Source organism: Bradyrhizobium sp. U531 (assembly GCF_051710265.1).
GTDB lineage: Bacteria > Pseudomonadota > Alphaproteobacteria > Rhizobiales > Xanthobacteraceae > Bradyrhizobium.
Genome location: NZ_JASVEN010000008.1, coordinates 123255 through 142292 on the forward strand (window position 1 = coordinate 123255; position 19038 = coordinate 142292).

23 protein-coding genes are annotated in these 19038 nt (G+C 64.6%); 7 read left to right on the forward strand and 16 right to left on the reverse strand.

The features are described 5' to 3' along the window. Nucleotides 1-59: 59 nt before the first annotated feature. Complete coding sequence (locus QRQ56_RS29625; protein ID WP_438744762.1) at nucleotides 60-1685, forward strand: MFS transporter; 1626 nt, start codon at nucleotides 60-62, stop codon at nucleotides 1683-1685. 164 nt (nucleotides 1686-1849) lie between these two features. Here QRQ56_RS29625 and QRQ56_RS29630 read toward each other — a convergent pair whose 3' ends face one another. The 3 genes from QRQ56_RS29630 to QRQ56_RS29640 all read right to left on the reverse strand — a co-directional run bounded on the left by QRQ56_RS29630 (nucleotide 1850) and on the right by QRQ56_RS29640 (nucleotide 3289). Beyond that, nucleotides 1850-2329 (reverse strand): secondary thiamine-phosphate synthase enzyme YjbQ, encoded by a 480-nt coding sequence (locus tag QRQ56_RS29630; protein ID WP_438744763.1) that lies wholly within the window; start codon nucleotides 2327-2329, stop codon nucleotides 1850-1852. A gap of 152 nt (nucleotides 2330-2481) precedes the next feature. After that, nucleotides 2482-3003 carry a hypothetical protein gene (locus QRQ56_RS29635; protein WP_438744764.1) on the reverse strand — a complete coding sequence of 174 codons (522 nt, stop codon included), beginning with the start codon at nucleotides 3001-3003 and terminating at the stop codon, nucleotides 2482-2484. A 43-nt stretch (nucleotides 3004-3046) separates the two neighbouring features. Beyond that, complete coding sequence (locus tag QRQ56_RS29640) at nucleotides 3047-3289, reverse strand: hypothetical protein (RefSeq protein ID WP_438744766.1); 243 nt, start codon at nucleotides 3287-3289, stop codon at nucleotides 3047-3049. Between the two features lie 75 nt (nucleotides 3290-3364). On the opposite strand from QRQ56_RS29640, the gene QRQ56_RS29645 reads away from it, so the two are divergent. From QRQ56_RS29645 to QRQ56_RS29665, 5 genes are all read left to right on the forward strand, one after another. Then, a complete protein-coding gene (locus QRQ56_RS29645; RefSeq protein WP_438744767.1) occupies nucleotides 3365-3739 on the forward strand; it encodes an AtpZ/AtpI family protein in 375 nt (124 codons plus the stop codon). A 109-nt stretch (nucleotides 3740-3848) separates the two neighbouring features. Next, the gene (locus QRQ56_RS29650) at nucleotides 3849-4598 is read left to right on the forward strand and encodes a F0F1 ATP synthase subunit A (protein WP_438744768.1); all 750 of its coding nucleotides are present in this window, start codon (nucleotides 3849-3851) and stop codon (nucleotides 4596-4598) included. 53 nt (nucleotides 4599-4651) lie between these two features. Then, on the forward strand, nucleotides 4652-4879 hold the full coding sequence (locus tag QRQ56_RS29655) for a F0F1 ATP synthase subunit C (protein ID WP_018643436.1): 228 nt from the start codon (nucleotides 4652-4654) through the stop codon (nucleotides 4877-4879). Between the two features lie 60 nt (nucleotides 4880-4939). After that, nucleotides 4940-5506, forward strand: a complete 567-nt coding sequence (locus tag QRQ56_RS29660) for a F0F1 ATP synthase subunit B (protein ID WP_438744770.1) — start codon at nucleotides 4940-4942, stop codon at nucleotides 5504-5506. A gap of 5 nt (nucleotides 5507-5511) precedes the next feature. Next, complete coding sequence (locus QRQ56_RS29665; protein WP_438744984.1) at nucleotides 5512-5997, forward strand: F0F1 ATP synthase subunit B family protein; 486 nt, start codon at nucleotides 5512-5514, stop codon at nucleotides 5995-5997. A 207-nt stretch (nucleotides 5998-6204) separates the two neighbouring features. Here the strand turns inward: QRQ56_RS29665 and QRQ56_RS29670 are convergent, their stop codons facing one another. From QRQ56_RS29670 to QRQ56_RS29690, 5 genes are all read right to left on the reverse strand, one after another. After that, nucleotides 6205-6855, reverse strand: a complete 651-nt coding sequence (locus QRQ56_RS29670; RefSeq protein WP_438744771.1) for a hypothetical protein — start codon at nucleotides 6853-6855, stop codon at nucleotides 6205-6207. A 119-nt stretch (nucleotides 6856-6974) separates the two neighbouring features. Then, entirely contained in the window at nucleotides 6975-7562 is a 588-nt protein-coding gene (locus QRQ56_RS29675) for a GNAT family N-acetyltransferase (RefSeq protein WP_094973334.1), read from the reverse strand. 39 nt (nucleotides 7563-7601) lie between these two features. Then, nucleotides 7602-8891, reverse strand: a complete 1290-nt coding sequence (locus tag QRQ56_RS29680) for a M16 family metallopeptidase (RefSeq protein ID WP_438744773.1) — start codon at nucleotides 8889-8891, stop codon at nucleotides 7602-7604. Continuing rightward, nucleotides 8888-10306, reverse strand: a complete 1419-nt coding sequence (thrC, locus tag QRQ56_RS29685) for a threonine synthase (RefSeq protein ID WP_438744774.1) — start codon at nucleotides 10304-10306, stop codon at nucleotides 8888-8890. Before thrC ends, QRQ56_RS29680 begins: the two co-directional genes overlap by 4 nt. Before the next feature lie 448 nt (nucleotides 10307-10754). Then, entirely contained in the window at nucleotides 10755-11399 is a 645-nt protein-coding gene (locus QRQ56_RS29690) for a response regulator transcription factor (RefSeq protein ID WP_438744776.1), read from the reverse strand. Between the two features lie 86 nt (nucleotides 11400-11485). On the opposite strand from QRQ56_RS29690, the gene QRQ56_RS29695 reads away from it, so the two are divergent. After that, entirely contained in the window at nucleotides 11486-12826 is a 1341-nt protein-coding gene (locus QRQ56_RS29695) for an ATP-binding protein (protein WP_438744777.1), read from the forward strand. Here the strand turns inward: QRQ56_RS29695 and QRQ56_RS29700 are convergent. The 8 genes from QRQ56_RS29700 to ctaD form a co-directional block, all read right to left on the reverse strand. Then, entirely contained in the window at nucleotides 12823-13191 is a 369-nt protein-coding gene (locus tag QRQ56_RS29700; protein WP_438744778.1) for a nuclear transport factor 2 family protein, read from the reverse strand. The two genes, QRQ56_RS29695 and QRQ56_RS29700, sit on opposite strands and share 4 nt — an antisense overlap. Before the next feature lie 117 nt (nucleotides 13192-13308). Beyond that, nucleotides 13309-14061: an SURF1 family protein gene (locus tag QRQ56_RS29705; RefSeq protein ID WP_438744779.1), complete on the reverse strand. Its 753-nt coding sequence runs from the start codon at nucleotides 14059-14061 to the stop codon at nucleotides 13309-13311. Continuing rightward, entirely contained in the window at nucleotides 14058-14459 is a 402-nt protein-coding gene (locus tag QRQ56_RS29710) for a DUF983 domain-containing protein (RefSeq protein WP_438744780.1), read from the reverse strand. The genes QRQ56_RS29705 and QRQ56_RS29710 overlap by 4 nt, the downstream gene beginning before the upstream one ends. A 97-nt stretch (nucleotides 14460-14556) precedes the next feature. Further along, nucleotides 14557-15453 (reverse strand): cytochrome c oxidase subunit 3, encoded by an 897-nt coding sequence (locus QRQ56_RS29715; protein ID WP_438744781.1) that lies wholly within the window; start codon nucleotides 15451-15453, stop codon nucleotides 14557-14559. Between the two features lie 79 nt (nucleotides 15454-15532). Next, nucleotides 15533-16186, reverse strand: a complete 654-nt coding sequence (locus QRQ56_RS29720; protein WP_438744782.1) for a cytochrome c oxidase assembly protein — start codon at nucleotides 16184-16186, stop codon at nucleotides 15533-15535. 4 nt (nucleotides 16187-16190) lie between these two features. Next, nucleotides 16191-16367, reverse strand: coding sequence for a CoxF protein (locus QRQ56_RS29725; RefSeq protein WP_438744783.1), 177 nt, complete (start codon nucleotides 16365-16367; stop codon nucleotides 16191-16193). Next, complete coding sequence (locus QRQ56_RS29730; RefSeq protein ID WP_438744784.1) at nucleotides 16364-17308, reverse strand: heme o synthase; 945 nt, start codon at nucleotides 17306-17308, stop codon at nucleotides 16364-16366. Before QRQ56_RS29730 ends, QRQ56_RS29725 begins: the two co-directional genes overlap by 4 nt. A 60-nt stretch (nucleotides 17309-17368) precedes the next feature. Next, entirely contained in the window at nucleotides 17369-18988 is a 1620-nt protein-coding gene (ctaD, locus tag QRQ56_RS29735; protein ID WP_438744785.1) for a cytochrome c oxidase subunit I, read from the reverse strand. Between the last annotated feature and the right edge of the window lie 50 nt (nucleotides 18989-19038).

Below are 19038 nucleotides of genomic sequence, written 5' to 3' on the forward strand. Positions count from 1 at the left end.
ATTTCGGGGAGCTGCTCAACATGTCGACAATGGCTGTGTCTCAAGCACGAGCGGGAGGGATGACGAAGGACGAACGGTTCGTCATTCTCGCCTCCTCGCTCGGTACCGTCTTCGAGTGGTACGACTTCTATCTCTACGGAGCGCTTGCCTCGATCATCGGCGCGCAGTTCTTCTCGGCCTATCCGCCGGCGACCCGCGATATCTTCGCGCTGCTGGCCTTCGCAGCCGGCTTCCTGGTGCGTCCGTTCGGCGCCATCGTGTTCGGCCGTATCGGCGACATCGTCGGCCGCAAATATACCTTCCTCGTCACCATCCTGATCATGGGCCTGTCGACCTTCATCGTCGGCCTGCTGCCCAGCGCGGCCACCATCGGTATCGCGGCTCCGATCATCCTGATCGCGCTCCGCCTCGCCCAGGGCCTGGCACTCGGCGGTGAGTATGGCGGCGCAGCGACTTACGTCGCGGAGCATGCCCCGAACGGCAAGCGTGGCTACTACACCTCCTTCATTCAGACCACCGCCACGCTCGGCCTGTTCCTGTCGCTGTTGGTGATCCTGTTCACCCGCACCGCGACCGGCGAAGCCGACTTCGCGGCCTGGGGCTGGCGCATTCCGTTCCTGGTCTCGGTGCTGCTGCTCGGCGTCTCGGTCTGGATCCGGCTGCGCCTCAACGAATCCCCGATCTTCCAGAAGATGAAGGACGAGGGAAAGAGCTCGAAGGCCCCGCTGACGGAAGCCTTCGGCAACTGGCAGAACGGCAAGCTCGTGCTGCTCGCGCTGCTCGGCGGCGTGATGGGCCAGGGCGTGGTCTGGTACACCGGCCAGTTCTACGCGCTGTTCTTCCTGCAATCGATCCTGAAGGTCGACGGCTACACCGCCAACCTCTTGATCGCCTGGTCGCTGCTGCTCGGCACCGGCTTCTTCATCGTGTTCGGCATGCTGTCCGACAAGATCGGCCGCAAGCCGATCATCCTCGGCGGCTGCCTGATCGCGGCGCTGACCTTCTTCCCGATCTTCAAGATGATCACCACCAACGCCAACCCGGCGCTGGAAAAGGCCATCGAGTCGGTCAAGGTCGACGTCGTGGCGGATCCCGCAGGCTGCGGCGACCTGTTCAACCCGGTCGGTACCCGCGTCTTCACCGCGCCCTGCGACACCGCACGCGCCTACCTGTCGCAGTCGTCGGTCAAGTACTCGACCACGCCCAGCGCAGCCGGCTCGGGCGTGAAGGTGATGGTCAACGGCAAGGAAGTGCCCTACGCCAACGCCAAGGACGGCAACCCGGCGGTCCTCGCCGCGGTGCAGGCGGCCGGCTATCCCAAGACCGGCGACACCGGCATCGTGAAGATGGCGCATCCGTTCGACGTCTTCCGTCCGCAGGTGGCGGCGATCATCGGCCTGCTGTTCGTGCTCGTGGTCTACGTCACCATGGTGTACGGCCCGATCGCGGCGATGCTGGTCGAACTGTTCCCGACCCGCATCCGCTACACCTCGATGTCGCTGCCCTACCACATCGGTAACGGCTGGTTCGGCGGCCTGCTGCCGGCGACCGCCTTCGCCATCGTGGCCTCGACCGGCGACATCTATGCCGGCCTCTGGTACCCGATCATCTTCGCATCGATTACCGTCGTGATCGGCTTCTTCTTCCTGCCCGAGACCAAGGACGTCGACATCAAGGCGACCTGATCGAAAGCACCGATCTCAACCAGCACGAACCGGCCGCGGTCTCCCGCGGCCGGTTTTGTTTTGACTAGAGCGCGATGCGATTAAGAAGAATCGCCATCGCGCTTTGGGTTGTTGTTTGAGCATGATCTTTCGGATAACCGCTGCGCACTTTTCCGGATCATGCTTTAGCGCGACGCGCCGACGAATTGCAGCACGACCTCGCGGCGATGCGGACGGGTCCGATGCTCGATCAGATAGATTGCCTGCCAGGTCCCGAGCGCGAGCTTGCCGTCCAGGACCGGCACGTGGAGCGAAGTCCCTGTCAGCATGGTCTTGACGTGCGCCGGCATGTCGTCCGGCCCTTCGGTGTCGTGAGTCCAGCCTGCATCTTCATCGTCGGGTGCGAACCGCGCCAACGCCGTGGTGAGATCGACGAGCACGGACGGATCGGCATTCTCCTGGATCGTCAGCGAGGCCGAGGTGTGGCGGATGAACAGCGTCAGCGCGCCGTCGCGCGCGCGGATCTCGGTGACGAATTTTGCGGCCTCGCTGGTGAGATCGATGAAGCCGCAGCCCGGCGTCTGAACGGTCAGCAGCGACGAGGCGATGGTGGTGGCTTGCACTGACGATGGCGCCGAGCGCGTGATGGACTTGGCTGATGTCATGAAAGGCCTCGCTGCATCGACACTGCCGTAGGGTAGGCGCGAAGCGCCGTGCGCACGTCTTTCTTCACCGTCGTAGAGATTCGTGGGCACGGCGTAAGAACGCCTTTGCCCACCCTACGAGAGCTCAACGCGTGGATGGCGCGAAGGGGTCCTCAAATCTTCCCCGACACGTCCTTCTGGACGCGGTTGGCCATGTCGATCAGCCGCCGCCAGGCCTTTTCCAGGAACGACATCACGCGGTCGACGTCCTGGTCGCTCGGCAGCGGGATCTCGATCCTGCGCTCGCCCTCGGCAACCTTCGGCTCGGCCTTTTTCAGCGGGTCGGATTTCGGCAATGCCTCGTCGATCTTGCCCGACACCGTCGGCCCCGCCGCGAGCTGCCCCTTCAGCTTCTCGACTTCATTCTGGAGCCTGCCGATCTCGGCATCGAACGCGGTCCGCTCGTCGGGCACCGCGTAGCAGGCCCAGCCGGTGCCGTTCCTGCTGCAGGTCGAGACCGTGCCGGTGCGGGTGTCGAGCCGCAGCACGCCCTCCGGGATGGGCGTCATGCTGTAACGGCCGTTTTCGCCGTCCGGGGTGGTTTGCCCGGCTTTGAGGCCGCCGGAAGCGGTGATCGCCACGGCGAACGCGATCGCCGGAAGCCATGATGCTGTGGATGATTTCAATGGTCTCATCGTGCTCTCCGCCACGACGCGCCGGGTGGCACTCGGGCAAATCCTACACCCCGGCGGGGCGATCCGCCGCCCAAAACGCCCGGCGGACATCAACGATCCCGCCGGTCCCATTGATCCCGGCAGCGCGGCGAAATGGCGACGGTGTCCGCCGATCATGCAGGGAGCTGCTGCGGTGCGGCGTCACGCTGTGTGCAGCGTTGCCGCGCGCGCCAATATCATCAAATAAATCAGCTACATAACGGAACGAGACGCAATCGTTACTTGGCTTGACTTGATTATAGGCCATCAGTATGGTCCGCGCGGCTTTTGAGGGTGGCGGGCGCAATTTCCATTCAGCCGCGGCGTTTCGGGTCTTCGTTGCATGACACAGGGCACGGGACACGGCGGGAATGGAGATCGCGATAGATCGTCCGAGGAAGCTGCGCTTTCCGAACGGCTCGGAAATCTCGATCAGCGGTTGTCCGAATTTCGCGACCGCCGGATCAAGACCGAGCAACCCGCAGGTGACGGTGAAGACAGGGCGGCCAGAGCTTCGGCAATGGCGCTTGGTTTCAGGTTATCCTCCGAGTTGGTCGCCGGTGTCGCTGTCGGAGCGGGGATTGGCTGGGGGTTCGACCGCTTGCTGTCGACGTCGCCTTTCGGATTTATCGTGTTCCTGCTGCTCGGCTTCGTCGCCGGCGTGGTGAATGTGGTGAGGTCGGCGGGCGCGGGTCAGAACAAGCGCGGCGGCTCCTAAGCGATCCGCACAGAACAGGAATGATCGTGCCGGCATCGCCGGTACGGGCCGGCCCGGCCGGCAGACCGAGACCCGCCGGCATGCCCGGCAGACAAGAGATGCCGCGCTGATGAAAATCGACCCGATCCACCAGTTCAACATCGAGCCTCTCTTCACCCTGGGCCATATCGGCAATCACACGATCGCCTTCACCAATTCGTCGCTGTTCATGCTGGTGGCGGTGGCGATCATCTCGATCCTGATGCTCGCGAGCGGCTCGCAGCTAGTTCCCGGGCGCCTGCAGTCGGTCGCCGAGATCTCCTACGAATTCGTCGCCTCGACCATCCGTTCGACGGCCGGCTCGGAAGGCATGAAGTTCTTCCCGCTGATCTTCTCGCTGTTCATGTTCATCTGCGTCTCGAACCTGGTCGGCATCATCCCCTACACCTTCACGATCTCGAGCCATCTGATCGTCACCGCGGGGCTGGCGCTGCTGGTCTTCTTCACCGTGCTGATCTACGGCATCGCCAAGAACGGCGTGAAGTTTTTCAAGATTTTCGTTCCCCACGGCGTCCCCGGCTACGTCCTGCCGCTGGTCATGTTCATCGAGGTCCTGTCGTTCTTCCTGCGGCCGGTCTCGCACAGCATTCGTCTGTTCGCCAACATGCTGGCCGGCCACATCGCGCTGAAGGTGTTCGCGGGCTTCGTCGCCATGCTGGGCTTCTCGCTCGGCGCCATCGGCTGGGTCGGCGGCGTGCTGCCGCTGGCGCTCACCATCGCGCTGTACGCGCTCGAGATTCTGGTCGCGTTCCTGCAAGCCTATGTGTTTGCGATCCTGACCTGCATCTACCTCAACGACGCCATTCATCCGGGACACTGAGCGGTCCGGGGAATTTCCACCCACAACCCAATCTTTCTTCCAAGGAGTCTAAAATGGATCCGGCAGCAGCAAAACTTATCGGCGCGGGCATCGCATGCATCGGCATGGGCGGCGCGGGCGTCGGCGTGGGCGTGATCTTCGGCAACTACCTCGCCGCAGCCGTCCGCAACCCCTCGGCCGCTCAGGGCCAGTTCGGCAACCTGATCTTCGGCTTCGCCGTGACCGAAGCGCTCGGCATTTTCTCGCTGCTGATCGCGCTGCTTCTGCTGTTCGTTTTCTAAGAACGACTTCTTTCGCGCCGCTTCATCCGAAGCGGCGCGTGACGGCAACGGGAGTACTCCATGGCTGAGAGTCATGGCGGCACAAAAGGTCCGGCGGCGGGCGCTCACACCGAGGCTGACGGTGGTCACCACGGTGGCGGGTTTCCGCCGTTCGAGAGCAGCACCTTCGCTTCACAGCTGGTGTCGCTCGCGATCTTCTTTGTCCTGCTTTACGTGATCGTGTCCAAGCTCGCTCTGCCGAAGGTCGGTGGTGTGATCGAAGCACGTCTGAACAAGATCGAGGGTGACCTCGCCGAGGCGCAGACGCTGAAGGACCAGTCCGACGCGGCGCTAAAAGCCTATGAAACCGAGCTCGCTTCGGCGCGCACGCGTGCACAGGCGATCGGCAACGAATCCCGCGACAAGGCGAATGCGCAGGCGGAAGCCGAGCGCAAGACCCTGGAAGAACAGCTGGCGGCCAAGCTCGCCGAGGCGGAAAAGACCATCGCCTCGACCCGCGCCACGGCCATGAGCAACGTCCGCGGCATCGCGGCCGATGCCGCAGGCCAGATCGTGCAGCAGCTCACCGGCGTCGTTCCGGATGCGACGTCGGTCAATGCCGCCGTCGATGCGTCCTTGAAGGGTTAGTGGATATGTTCTTCGATCCTGAAACCTGGGTCGCCGTCGCCTTCGTGATCCTGATGGTCCTGTTCGCCTATCTCGGGATCTTCAAGAAGGCGATGACGGCGCTCGACCATCGCGCCACGCGCATCAAGGCCGAGCTCGACGACGCCCAGCGCCTCAAGCAGGAGGCGGCCAAGGTGCTCGCCGACTACAAGGCACGCAGCGCCACTGCCGAGCGTGAGGCTGCCGACATCATCGCCAACGCCAGGACCGAAGCCGAGCGCATCGCGACCGAGGCCAAGGCGAAGATGGAAGACTTCGTCGCCCGCCGCACCAAGACCGCGGAGAGCAAGATCGCGCTCGCCGAGGCCCAGGCGCTGGCCGATGTCCGCGCCGCAGCTGCGGAAGCCGCCGTCCAGGCCGCCTCGACGATCCTGTCGCAGTCGGTCAAGGGCCAGGTCGCCGACGACCTGCTGACCAAGGGCATCAACGAAGTCAGACAGAAGCTGAACTGAGGCGGTTGCCTTCACAAATCAAAAAGCCGGCGCCATGAGCGCCGGCTTTTTTGTTTGTCGATCTGCCGCCGCAACTTGGGCGTCATCACCCGCGAAGGCGGGTGATCCAGTACGCCGCGCCTTCTCGGTTCTAACCCCGCTGTCTCGGAGTACTGGATTGCCCGCCTTCGCGGGCAATGACAGCGGAGCTTGTGGCGGAGCGTGGCCCTACTTCTTCTTCCGCCCCTTTGGCTCGGGCGAGAGCGCCTGCGGGTCGAAGCCGACATAGAAGACATAGGTGTCGGCGACCGCGGGTGGCGGCACCGGATAGCTCAGATCCTCGGCAATGAAGGTGAAGGGTACGCTGCCGCCATCGGTCATCTCGACCGTGGTCCGATAGGCCTTCGAGGCGATCACCTTCTCACCGACGCCGCCCTGCACGATGGCGATGCGCAGGGGCACCTCGACCGTGGCGGGCGCCCCGGCGGGACCGGCGATGACGCGGCCCTGAATGCCGATCCGCGCGGTGATGCCGGCGCTGCTGCGGGCGCATTCGCGCGCCATCTTGGTGATCGTGGCCTGGAAGCGAATCTCGTTGCCGACGGCCGGCTTGCCTCCGGCGCCAACCGCGAAGGTCGAGGCCCCCGCGCGCACCGTCACCTGCGGGCAATCGACGTCGTCCTCGGCCGGCTGGCCGGGCGCGGGCGCCGGCTTGGGCGCGGGCGCTTCATCCGACTTGCCGCCGAACAGGTTCTTGAAGCGGTCGGTCAGTGACTGCGCCGCCACCGGCGAAACTGCCGCGAACGACACCGACAAGGCCAGCGCAATGGCAGGGACACCCCGCAGCACATTCCGCGATGACCGAAGCTGCTTGCCCATCAAAGCCCGTACTCCATGACAAAACCCGGCCGCTCGCCGGTAAGGCCCAGCGGGTTATATCGCCAAAATCGGCGAACCCAAGGCAGCAATGGAGGATTTGGCAAAGCAAATCGGGCCGCTCAGCCGCGGAAATCCTCATGCAGCAGGCCGAACAGCAGATGGTCCTGCCAGACCCCGTTGATGCAGAGATAGCGACGCGCCAGTCCCTCGCGGGAGAAGCCGCACTTCTCCAGCACCCGGATCGAGGGCGCGTTGGTGGGGATGCAGGCCGCCTCCACCCGGTGCAAATTGAGCTCGCCGAACAGCGTCGGCAGCAGCACCCGCAACGCCGCCGTCATGTAGCCGCGATGCGCATGCGGCTGGCCGACCCAATAGCCGATGGTGCCGGCCTGAACGATGCCGCGCCGGACATTGGCCAGCGTGATGCCGCCGACCATGGCGCCGTCGAGCTCACGGAAGACCAGAAAGGGATAGGAACGGTCCGCGGCGATGTCCTCGGAATAGCGGCGCAGGCGACGGCGGAAGCCGGAGCGCGTCAGGTCGTCCGACGGCCAGATCGGCTCCCAGGGCGTCAAATAATCGCGGCTGGTTTCGCGTAAATGCGCCCATTGCAGGAAGTCGGACATCTGCGGCGCGCGCAGCAACAGACCGTTGCCGCGCGGCGCGAGGGCGGCGGGTCCACTGGACGGCAGGCGAAAGAGGGCCATGGTGATGCTTCCCGGGGCGACTCAGGCCGTGCGCGGCTCCTAATGCAACCGCGCCTTGGCGCGCGCCCGGGTCAATCCTTCCGCAAAAGATACCGCGGTGTCCAGACCCCTGCCACTGCCCAATGCGACAACTGCAGGCCGGCTCCGCGCCAGCAGCGCACGCGCCGCGTCCCGGGTCGATTCGACGCTGACGGCGTCGATCCGGGCCACCAGCTCCTGCGCGGTCTGCGGCCGTCCATAGGCGAGGATATGCCGGGCGAGTTGCTCGGCACGGGACGAGCAGCTCTCCAGCGCCATCAGAAGACCCGCCTTCATCTGCGCCTTGGCGCGGGCGATCTCGGCCTCGGTCAGCGTCTCCACCGAATCATTCATGATGTCGACCACGACCTCCATCATTTCAGGCGCATCGGCGGGATCGGTGCCGGTGTAGAGGCCGAAGAAGCCGGTGTCGGTATAGGGCGCGTGGAACGAATAGATGGAGTAGCAGAGGCCGCGCTTCTCGCGCACCTCCTGGAACAGACGCGACGACATTCCGCCGCCGAGGATGTTGGTGAAGACCTGGAGCGAGAACAGCGACGGATCGGTTTGCGGCACGCCTTCCAGCGCCAGGGTCAGATGCGCCTGCTCCAGCTCGCGATGCACCACCTTGGCGCCGCCCTTGCCGAACTGGGCGGTTTGCGGCTTCGGGCCGGGCGTCCCCTCGAAACTCGCGAAGCGCTTCTCGGCCTCGGCGACGACCTGCTTGTGATCGACCGCGCCGGCGGCTGCCACCACCATGTCGGGCCCGCGATAATGCGTCGAGAGATAGCCACGCAGCATGTCGCGGTTGAAGGCGCGCAGCGTCTTGGCCGTGCCGAGCAGCGAGCGGCCCATCGGCTGGTCGGGATAGCAGAGCTCGTTGAGATGCTCGAACACGACGTCGTCGGGCGTATCCTGCGCGGCCCCGATCTCCTGCACGATGACGTTCTTCTCGCGCTCCAGCTCGTCGGGCTCGAAGGCGGGATTGGCGAGGATGTCGGCGAGCACGTCGAGCGCGAGCGGCACGTCCGCCTTCAGCACGCGCGCGTAATAGGACGTCGTCTCGGTCGAGGTCCCGGCGTTGAGATCGCCGCCGACCGCCTCGATCTCCTCGACGATCTCGCGCGAGGAACGCTTGGTCGTGCCCTTGAACGCCATGTGCTCGAGCAGATGGGAAATGCCGTGCTCGTTCGGCTTCTCGTCGCGCCCCCCGACGCCGGCCCAGACGCCGAGCGCCGCGGTCTCGAGATGGGGCATCTTGTCGGTGACGACGGTCAGGCCGGAGGGAAGCTTGGTAATCTCGACGCTCATCCGGCAACTCCCTGCTTCGCAGCGCGGCTGACCGACAACACGAACCGCTCGAGCCCGGCCTGATCGTTCTTCATCACCTTCATGTGTTCGGATTTGGTCATCAAGCCGTCGAGCCAGCCCGGCAATTGCGGCCGCTGGCCGCAGGCCGCCTCCACAGCATCGGGGAATTTGGCCGGATGGGCGGTGGAAAGCACGATGCTCGGAACCCGCGTGTCGGTGGTGTCGCGATCGGCGACGGCAAGCGCCACCGCCGTATGGGGATCGACCAGCTCACCTGCCTCGCGCCAGCCGGCACGGATCGCCGCCGCAGTCTCGGTCTCGTCGGCGCGGCCGGCGTCGAACTCCTCGCGGATGGCCGCCAGCGTCGCATCGGGCAGCACGAAACGACCGGACTGCTTCAGCGAATCCATCAGGCGGCGCACGGCGGCGGCATCGCGCTTGCCGGCTTCGAACATCAGCCGCTCGAAGTTCGAGGAGATCTGGATGTCCATCGAGGGCGAGGCCGTCGCGTGCACCTCGCGCACCTCATAGATCCCGGTCTTCAGCGTACGCGCCAGGATGTCGTTGACGTTGGCGGCGATGCGCAGCGTCCGCACGGGAAGGCCCATGCGCTTGGCGACGTAGCCGGCAAAGATGTCGCCGAAATTGCCGGTCGGCACCACGAAATCCACCGCGCGCGCGGGCGCACCGACGGCAACGGCGGAGGTGAAATAATAGACCACCTGGGCGACGATGCGGGCCCAGTTGATGGAATTGACGCCGGAGAGCGAGGTCGCATCGCGGAAGCGATGGTTGTTGAACATCCCCTTCACGAGCGCCTGGCAGTCGTCGAAATTGCCTTCGATGGCGAGCGCATGGACGTTGGCCGCACCCGTCGTCGTCATCATCCGCCGCTGCACCTCTGAGATGCGGCCGTGCGGGAACAGCACGATGAGATCGACATTCTCGAGGCCGGCAAAAGCCTCCACGGCAGCGCCGCCGGTATCGCCCGATGTCGCGACCACGATGGTGGTGCGCTGGCCGCGCTTGGCGAGCACATGGTCCATCAGCCGCGAAATCAGCTGCATCGCCACGTCCTTGAACGCCAGCGTCGGGCCGTGGAACAGCTCCAGCACGAATTGGTGCGGCGACATCTGGCGCAGGGGCACCACCGCCGGATGGCGGAAGGTCGCGTAAGCCTCGTTCGCCATGCGGCCGAGCTCGGCATCGGAGATCTCGCCGCCGACAAAGGGACGAATCACATCGACCGCGACCTCCCAATAGGGACGGCCGAAGAAGCCGGCGATGGTCTCCGCGGAGAGTTGCGGCCAGACGGTCGGCACATAGAGGCCGCCGTCGCGCGCGAGCCCGGTCAGCATCACGTCGCAGAAGCCGAGTTCGGGGGCCTCGCCCCGGGTCGAGATATAACGAGTCAAAATGCCCTCCAAAGGCCGACCGACCTGAGCCGCTCATTAAGCCTTTGATTTTACGAAACTACTTGTTAACAGCCAGAGGCTTTGGGCCACCATAAAGTGTTTTGCTGCATCGGGAAACCGCTTCCCGCCTCCCCCCGCCCCAACGAAAAAGGGCTGCGGCGATGCCGCAGCCCCTCTCTTGGAAGGTCTGTCGTTGATGTGTGCAGACCAGTTTGCCTCGTCGGGGTCGGACGACCCGTCAAAATTGTTCGCGCAACCTTTCGGCGCCTGTCATGAAACCGTCAAGGCCGAAAACGAGATATGCGAGAAAATGTTCCTATTTTTCCCGATCGAGAGCTCAGCCCCGACAAGCATAACCAAAGCGCGGCACGCCTGCGCGTTGCCGTCCTTTCCCGAATTCTCTGATATCCCGGAAATGGATCGGTCCCGGTCCGCCCATTGCGGACCGTCAGCTCATCCCGATTTCCACCGCGATCCTGATCAGGTCGGAATGGTTCTTGGCGCCGAGCTTCTGCTTGAGCAGGGACGTGGTGTTGGCGACGGTCTTGTAGGAAATGCCCAGCGCCTCGGCGACTTCCACGATCTTGTCGCCGCGTCCGAGCAGGCGGAGAATTTCGAGCTCGCGGGGCGTCATCTGCGAGGCCGGGTTGGCCTTGATCGCCGCGCCGGAAAAGGTCACGGCTTCGGCGAGCTGCGGCGAGATGAAGTTGTCGCCCGCCACCACCTTGCGCACCGCTTTCAGCAGGATCCTGGGATCATCGCCCTTGGAGACATAGCCCTGCGCCCCGAGCTCGACCGCCCGCACCACGAAGGCCGGATCGTCGTTCATGCTGAACATGATGATCTTGGCGTCGGGATCATCCTTGCGGATGCGTCGCATCAGCTCGAAGCCGGAGACATCGGGCAGGCTGATGTCGATCACCGTGACGTCGGGCCGCTTGCTGACATAGGCGCGATGGCCGGATTTGGCGTCGGTCGCCTCCTCGATGCGGATCGAATGGTCCGCAGCGAACAGGGTTCGGCAGCCGGACAGCACCACGGGATGGTCGTCGACAATCAGGACCCGGGTCCCCGGCTTGGCGGTATCTTGCATCGCGCGCTCTCTTGTTTTTCAACTCATAAACCGGCGGGAACAAATGGAAAGAGCAAATTCCCCCGATGCGCGTTAGAATTGACCTAATGTGGCAACGACTTTCGTTCAGAACGCAACTGTTTGTTCCGCTCGGCGCGAGTTTTCTCGCTGCGCTGATCCTGGGCGGTATATTGCTGCAGATATTTGCAACCGATCAGCTCGCCGACGAGAACGAGCCGGCTCGACGCTCGATCGGGACCATCGCGACCGCGCTCAACAACACGCTGCGCGCCTCGGACAATCCGCAGAAGACGCTCGATGCCTTCGTTCGGTCACTGGACGCCTCCTCCGATATCCAATTCCGTCGCATAGAAGATGGTCCTCCCGTCTCCCCAAAGGATGATGCCCGTAACCTGAAGGTTGTTCCAAGGTGGTTCGTCGATCTCTTGACCATACCGGACATGGATGCCGCCTCGCCTGTCGTCATTGACGGCAGGCATGTCGGCAATCTCGTGTTCGTGCCGGATCTGTCGGCCGACCTGTTCGAGAAGTGGATCGGCTTCCTCGCGCTGACCGGCCTGGTCGCCGTGCTGATGTCGCTCACCGGTATCATTGCCTATCTGTTCGCGGGATCCGCCTTGCGCCCGTTGCAAAATCTCGGCCAAGGACTGACGCGCATCAGGCGGGGCGATTACGCGACGCCGATCCCGGTCGGAGGACCGCCCGAGATCCGGCAAAGCTGCGAAGAAGCGAATGCCCTGGCCACAACGCTCGCCCGATTGAGCCAGGACAATCGCGACCTGCTCCACCGCCTGGTGTCGCTTCAGGACGACGAGCGGCGCGATCTCGCCCGCGAATTGCACGACGAGCTCGGACCGTTGCTGTTCGCCATCCGCGCCGGCACGATTGCCCTGATCGACGCCGAGCCACAGGCGGGAAATCTCGGCAATTCAGCCCAGGATGTGCTGCAATCGGTCGAGGCGCTGCAGCAGACCAACCGCCGCATCCTCGACCGGCTGCGGCCGCTCTACATCGAGGAGCTCGGCCTTGCGACCAGCGTGCAGACGCTGCTCCGGAATTTTCGCAAGCAGGCTCCGCATATCGCCCTGACGGACACGATTGATCCGGACCTGAACGTGATCGACGGGCCGCTCGCCCGGACCATCTATCGGGTGATCCAGGAGGCACTCACCAACGTGCTGCGCCACGCCAAGGCCGGCAGCGCCCATGTCGAGGCGACTGTCACCGGCGAGACGCTCGCGATCGAGATTTCCGACGACGGCGGCGGCTTCCCCGCGGACAATGTCTTCGGCCGCGGCCTCACCGGCATGCATGAGCGCGTTCGGGCGCTCAGCGGCTCGCTGTCATTGCTGCGCGCGGATGAGCGAACCTACGTCCGTTGCCGGCTGCCGGCCGAGCCGGCACGCGAAGCGCCGGTCAACAGCTAGCAGGCGCAGCAGCCGTCATCCGCATTCTGCAGCGCCGGCTCGCACAGCGTGCTGTGGATCTTGCCCTCCGGGCTGAAGCGGAACGAGGCGTGAATGCGCAGCGCCCCGGCGACCGAATATTCGAGACTGACGCCATGGGGCACCGGCTGGATCTCCTCCAGGCCGAAGCCCGCCAGCGAATACGCAGTGAGACGCGGCTGCCAATAGGCCGCAAGCTCGCTCCGGCCGCGATAGCGCTCCGCGCCGTTGCACGTGCATTCGACCTGGGCGTCGTCCGCATAGAGGTCGAGCAACGTCGTGAGGTCGCCCTTCCGGCAGGCATCAACCCAGTCGACGACAATTCCCATCTGATCGAAATCGCTCACGCCGCAATCCTGTCTGCCGCGGAAAAATTACCGGCGGCTTAGGACCACACTCGTGAATGTGCGCTGAATAATAAACCCCGGGCGATACCGGGTTCCCTCCAGGGACCCCCGGTCCGCTCAGCTCTGCCGGCGGCCCCGTGCCCATACGGCAAAGGCAATCAGCACCGCACCGGCCAGCAAGAACCAGGTGACGGCGTATTGCAGGTGATCGTCCTTCAGATGCACGTCGAGCGGTCCCGGGCGCGGAATGCCGTTCTCGGGCACCGGCTGCTCGAGATCGACATAAAACGGCGCCACCGCGCCCCAGCCGAGCGCGCTTGCGATGACGGAATGATCGCGCACGAACCACAGCCGCTTGTCCCGGTTCTCTGCCGGCGTCAGCCAGCCCGAGGGCTCGGGAAAGCGCAGATAGCCGGTCAGCGCGACCGGCTGGCCGGTGACCAGCTTCTTCACCGCGCGATCCTCGACGCCGCGGTCCTGCATCGTGTTCTCGACGAAGCCCGCATCGATCACGACCATCTCGCCGCCCGGCAGCCGCGCCGGCAGGAACGCCCAGGTGCCGGGGCTCGAGGCGTCCTTGCGCACCGCCGAACCGGAGGAATACACCATCGCATCGGGCAAGGGCGCATAGGTCGCTGTGAAGCTGACGCGGCGGAATTCGTCGCGCGCGGGAACGAGCGTGGCCCATAGCGACGGCGGCGGCAGCGCGACCGGCGCCAGGGCGAGGCGCTCGGTGAGCGCCGCGACCAGCTCGTGCTTGGCGGTCCGCCGTTGCAATTGCCAGACGCCAAGCGCGAGGCACACGGCCGTCAGGAACAGCGTGAACAGCGCGAAGCCGGCCACGCGAGGCTTGCGCGCAGCTGGGTTCATTTCGTGCGGTCGACCAGCCGGCCCGGCGCCGCCTTGTGGTGGAATTGCAGCGCGATCAGCAGCGACTTCATCGCCCGCAGCGGCAGCAGCGTGGTGACCAGGATCAGCGGCAGCCACAGCGCCGCATGCAGCCAGTAAGGCGGCTGATATTTGACCTCGACGATGAGCGCGGCCGCGACCACGATGCCGCCGGCCAGCATGATGATGAAGATCGCCGGACCGTCGCCGGTGTCGATGAAGGCGTAGTCGAGGCCGCAGCGGTTGCACGCGGGCGCGAGGGTGAGGAAGCCCGCATAGAGCTTGCCCTGGCCGCAGCGCGGGCATTTGCAGGCGAGCCCGCGCAAGGCGCTTTGCAGGACTGTGGTCTCGGGCTCGGTCTTGCCGGCAGTATCGTTCATGATTTGCGGACTCTAGCACAATTCTCGCCGAAATTTCCGGCGGTCCGAAAGCGAAAGGGCGGCCTTGCGGCCGCCCTTTGTGATCCAGTCTCGCGGCTCAGTGCGCGCCGTGGGCCATGGTCTCTGCGCCATGTCCCCAGACGTAGATGCAGAGGAACAGGAACAGCCAAACCACGTCGACGAAGTGCCAGTACCAGGCGGCGAACTCGAAGCCGAGATGCTGTGTTGGCGTGAAGTGGCCGGCATAGGCGCGGAACAGGCAGACCAGCAGGAAGATGGTGCCGACCAGCACGTGGAAACCGTGGAAGCCGGTCGCCATGAAGAAGGTCGCGCCATAGACGTTGCCGCCGAACGAGAACGCCGCGTGGCTGTACTCATAGGCCTGCACGCAGGTGAACAGCGCGCCCAGCACGACGGTGACGATCAGGCCGTATTTCAGACCCTGGCGGTCGTTCTCGAGCAGCGCGTGATGCGCCCAGGTGACGGTGGTGCCCGAGGTCAGCAGGATCAGGGTGTTGAGCAGCGGCAGGTGCCAGGGATCGAAGGTCTCGATGCCATGCGGCGGCCAGGTGCCGGGGACAGCGCAGGCGCCAGCCGCAGTGCCGAGACCGCAGCCGAACACGGCGTCGCGAGTGGCGTGGACGGCATCGGCCGGAAACAGCGCGGCGTTGAAATAGGCCCAGAACCAGGCGACGAAGAACATCACCTCGGAGGCGATGAACAGGATCATGCCGTAGCGGTGGTGCAGCTGCACGACGCGGGTGTGGTCGCCCTTATACTGGGCTTCCTTGATCACGTCGCCCCACCAGCTCGCCATGGTGTAGAGCACGCCCACGGTACCGACGCCGAACACGATCGGCGCGGCCGCGAACATGTGGTGCATCCAGGTGATCGCGCCGACCGCCATGATGAACGCGGACACGGAGCCGACCGCCGGCCACGGAGAGGGATCGACCAGGTGATAGTCGTGTTGCTTGGTGTGCGCCGTTGCCATTTGCGGTCTCTCTCCTCAATCCCGTGCCTGTCAGGCACTTATCCCCTCGTATCCGACCTTTCGGGCGCGAGCCCCGCGGTCAGAGATTTCCCTTGCGCTTGTCGTCTTCGCCCGATGCCAGCGGCTTCACCACGGGATCCTTCACCGGATAGAAAGTGTAGGACAGCGTGATGGTGTTCAGCCCGTCATTCTCGTTATCCTCGGCGATCGACGGATCGACGTAAAAGACAACCGGCATCTCGCGCTTCTCGCCCGGAGCCATGGTCTGCTCGGTGAAGCAGAAGCAGTTGATCTTCTGGAAATAGGAGCCGACCGTCAGCGGCGCGACATTGTAGGCGGCCTGGGCTGCCGTGGTGCGCGCGGCCTGATTGGTCACGGTGTAGAAGACGGTCACGACCTGGCCGATATTGACCTCGATCTCGTTCTGCTCCGGCTCAAACTTCCAGGGCAGACCGGGCGCGACGTTGGAATCGAAGCGCACCGAGATTTTTCGCCCGATCGGGCCGGTGGCCGGCGCCGCGGTCGCGACCTGCGTCGTGCCGTTGAACCCTGTGGCGCGGCAGAACCAATTGTAGAACGGCACCGCCGCGTAGGAGGCGCCGACCATCAGCGCGACCACGCCTCCGCAGATCGACGCAACCACGACATCACGACCCAGCCCGCGGCGCCTAGCCGGCTGACCATTGCCCGGCTCGGTGCTGACATTCTGCGATATGGTGGGTTCGCGGTCCATGTTGCTACATCGGCCGCACGAGAACGGCCGGTCCCTTGACCATGGTGACGGCGAAGAACAGCAACACGAGCACGCCGAGCGCGAGGGCTATGGCGACCGAGCGCTGACGACGGCTCTTCTTCTGCGCCTCGGTGAGGACGATTCCATCTGTCTCGGGTTTGTCGGCCATCGCTGTGATCATGCGCCCCCAACCATCGAAGCCAGCGCCCGGAACACGACCTCGGCCAGCAGGGTCGCGAACAGAACGAACAGATAGAGGATCGAGAAGGCAAACAGCTTTCGGGTCGCGCGCAGCGACGCGGCTCGCTCACGGCGCAGATAGACGTTGATCGCGAGCACCAGCATGCCGGCGCCGAGGATCAGCGAGACGATGCCGTAGATGGCGTCGAAATAGCCGAGCGCCCAGGGCGCGGCAGCGACCGCGATCAACACGACGGTGTAGAGCAGGATCTGCAGCCGCGTCGCGTCGGGACCGGCGACGTTGGGCAGCATCGGAATGCCGGCGCGGGCATAGTCGTCGGAGCGGAACAGCGCCAGCGCCCAGAAATGCGGCGGGGTCCAGAAGAAGATGATGGCGAACAGCAGCAGCGGCTCGACGTCGACCGTGCCCGTGACGGCGGCCCAGGCCACCACCGGGGGCAGCGCGCCGGCGGCTCCGCCGATCACGATGTTCTGCGCGGTCCAGCGCTTCAGGCCCATCGTGTAGATCACGACGTAGAAGAAGATGGTGAAGGCGAGCAGGCTGCCCGCGATCCAGTTGACGAGGATGCCGAGCGTCATCACCGAGAAGAAGGAGAGCGTCAGGCCGAACGCCATCGCCTCGGGACGGGTGATGCGCCCGCGAGGGATCGGCCGGTTCGCCGTGCGCGACATCTTGGAATCGATGTCGCCTTCCAGCGCCATGTTGAGCGCACCGGAGGCGCCGGCGCCGACGGCGATGCAGAGCAGCGAGGTGAAGGCGAGCACGGGATGGAAGTGTCCCGGCGCCATCGCCATCCCGACCAGCGCGGTGAAAATCACCAGCGACATCACCCGCGGCTTCAACAGCGCGATGTAGTCGCCGACCTCCGCCTCGGAGATGCGGGGATTGATGTCGATGGCGTTCTGATCGAGGACGGACACGAATTCAACTCGCTTCGTTATAGAGCCGCGGCGCCCGTCACGGGCGCCGCGAAAGATCGATCACTGCACGCGGGGCAGCACTTCGAACTGATGGAAGGGCGGCGGCGAGGACAGCGTCCACTCCAGCGTGGTCGCGCCGGCACCCCACGGATTGTCGCCCGCCGGCACCTTCTTCATGAAGGCGTCGAACACGCAGTAGAGGAAGATCAGGACGCCGAAGCCGGAGATGTAGGAGCCGACCGACGAGACCAGGTTCCAGCCCGCGAACGCATCGGGATAGTCGACGTAGCGGCGCGGCATGCCGGACAGGCCGAGGAAGTGCTGCGGGAAGAACACCAGATTGACGCCGATGAAGGTGACCCAGAAGTGCGCCTTCGCCAGCGTCTCGTTGTACATGTAGCCCGACATCTTCGGGAACCAGTAGTACCAGCCGGCGAAGATCCCGAACACCGCGCCGAGCGACAGCACATAGTGGAAGTGCGCGACGACGTAATAGGTCTCCTGCAGCACGCGGTCGACGCCGGCGTTCGCCAGCACGACGCCGGTGACACCGCCGACCGTGAACAGGAAGATGAAGCCGACCGCCCAGATCATCGGCGCCCGGAATTCGATCGAGCCGCCCCACATCGTGGCGATCCACGAGAAGATCTTCACGCCGGTCGGAACCGCGATGACCATCGTGGCGGCGACGAAATAGGCCTGCGTCGCCGAGGACATGCCGACCGTGTACATGTGGTGCGCCCACACCACGAAGCCGATGCCGCCGATCGCGACCATGGCGTAGGCCATGCCGAGATAGCCGAACACGGGCTTGCGCGAGAAGGTGGAGATGATCTGGCTGACCATGCCGAAAGCCGGCAGGATCAGGATGTACACTTCGGGGTGGCCGAAGAACCAGAACAGATGCTGGAACAGCACGGGGTCGCCGCCGCCGTCGGGGGCGAAGAACGTGGTGTGGAAGTTACGGTCGGTGAGCAGCATCGTGATCGCACCGGCGAGCACCGGCAGCGACAGCAGCAGCAGGAACACCGTCACCAGGATCGACCACACGAACAGCGGCATCTTGTGCAGGGTCATGCCCGGTGCGCGCATGTTGAAGATGGTGGTGATGAAGTTGATCGCGCCGAGGATCGACGAGGCACCCGCCAGATGCAGCGACAGGATCGCGAAGTCGACGGCCGGGCCCGGATGGCCGGAGCTCGACAGCGGCACGTACATGGTCCAGCCGGCGCCGACGCCGTTGGCACCCGGCTCGCCCTCGACGAAGGTCGACATCAGCAGCAGGCCGAAGGAGGCCGGCAGCAGCCAGAACGAGATGTTGTTCATACGCGGGAACGCCATGTCCGGCGCGCCGATCATCAGCGGCACGAACCAGTTGCCGAAGCCGCCGATCATCGCGGGCATGACCATGAAGAAGATCATGATCAGGCCGTGGGAGGTCACGAACACGTTGTAGGTGTGCGTCTCGTGGAAGATCTGAACGCCCGGATACATCAGCTCGGCACGGATCGCGATCGACATCGCGGCGCCGATGACGCCGGCGATGACCGCGAAGATCAGGTACATCGTGCCGATGTCCTTGTGGTTGGTCGAATAGACGTAGCGACGCCATCCGGTCGGATGGGCGTGCTCGTCATGTCCGTGGGCGTGATCGCCGTGTGCCGCTGCGCTCGTTGCCATTTTCAAATCCTGCCTTGCGTCCCGTTCGGACCTCTGGAAGGTCCCGCCCT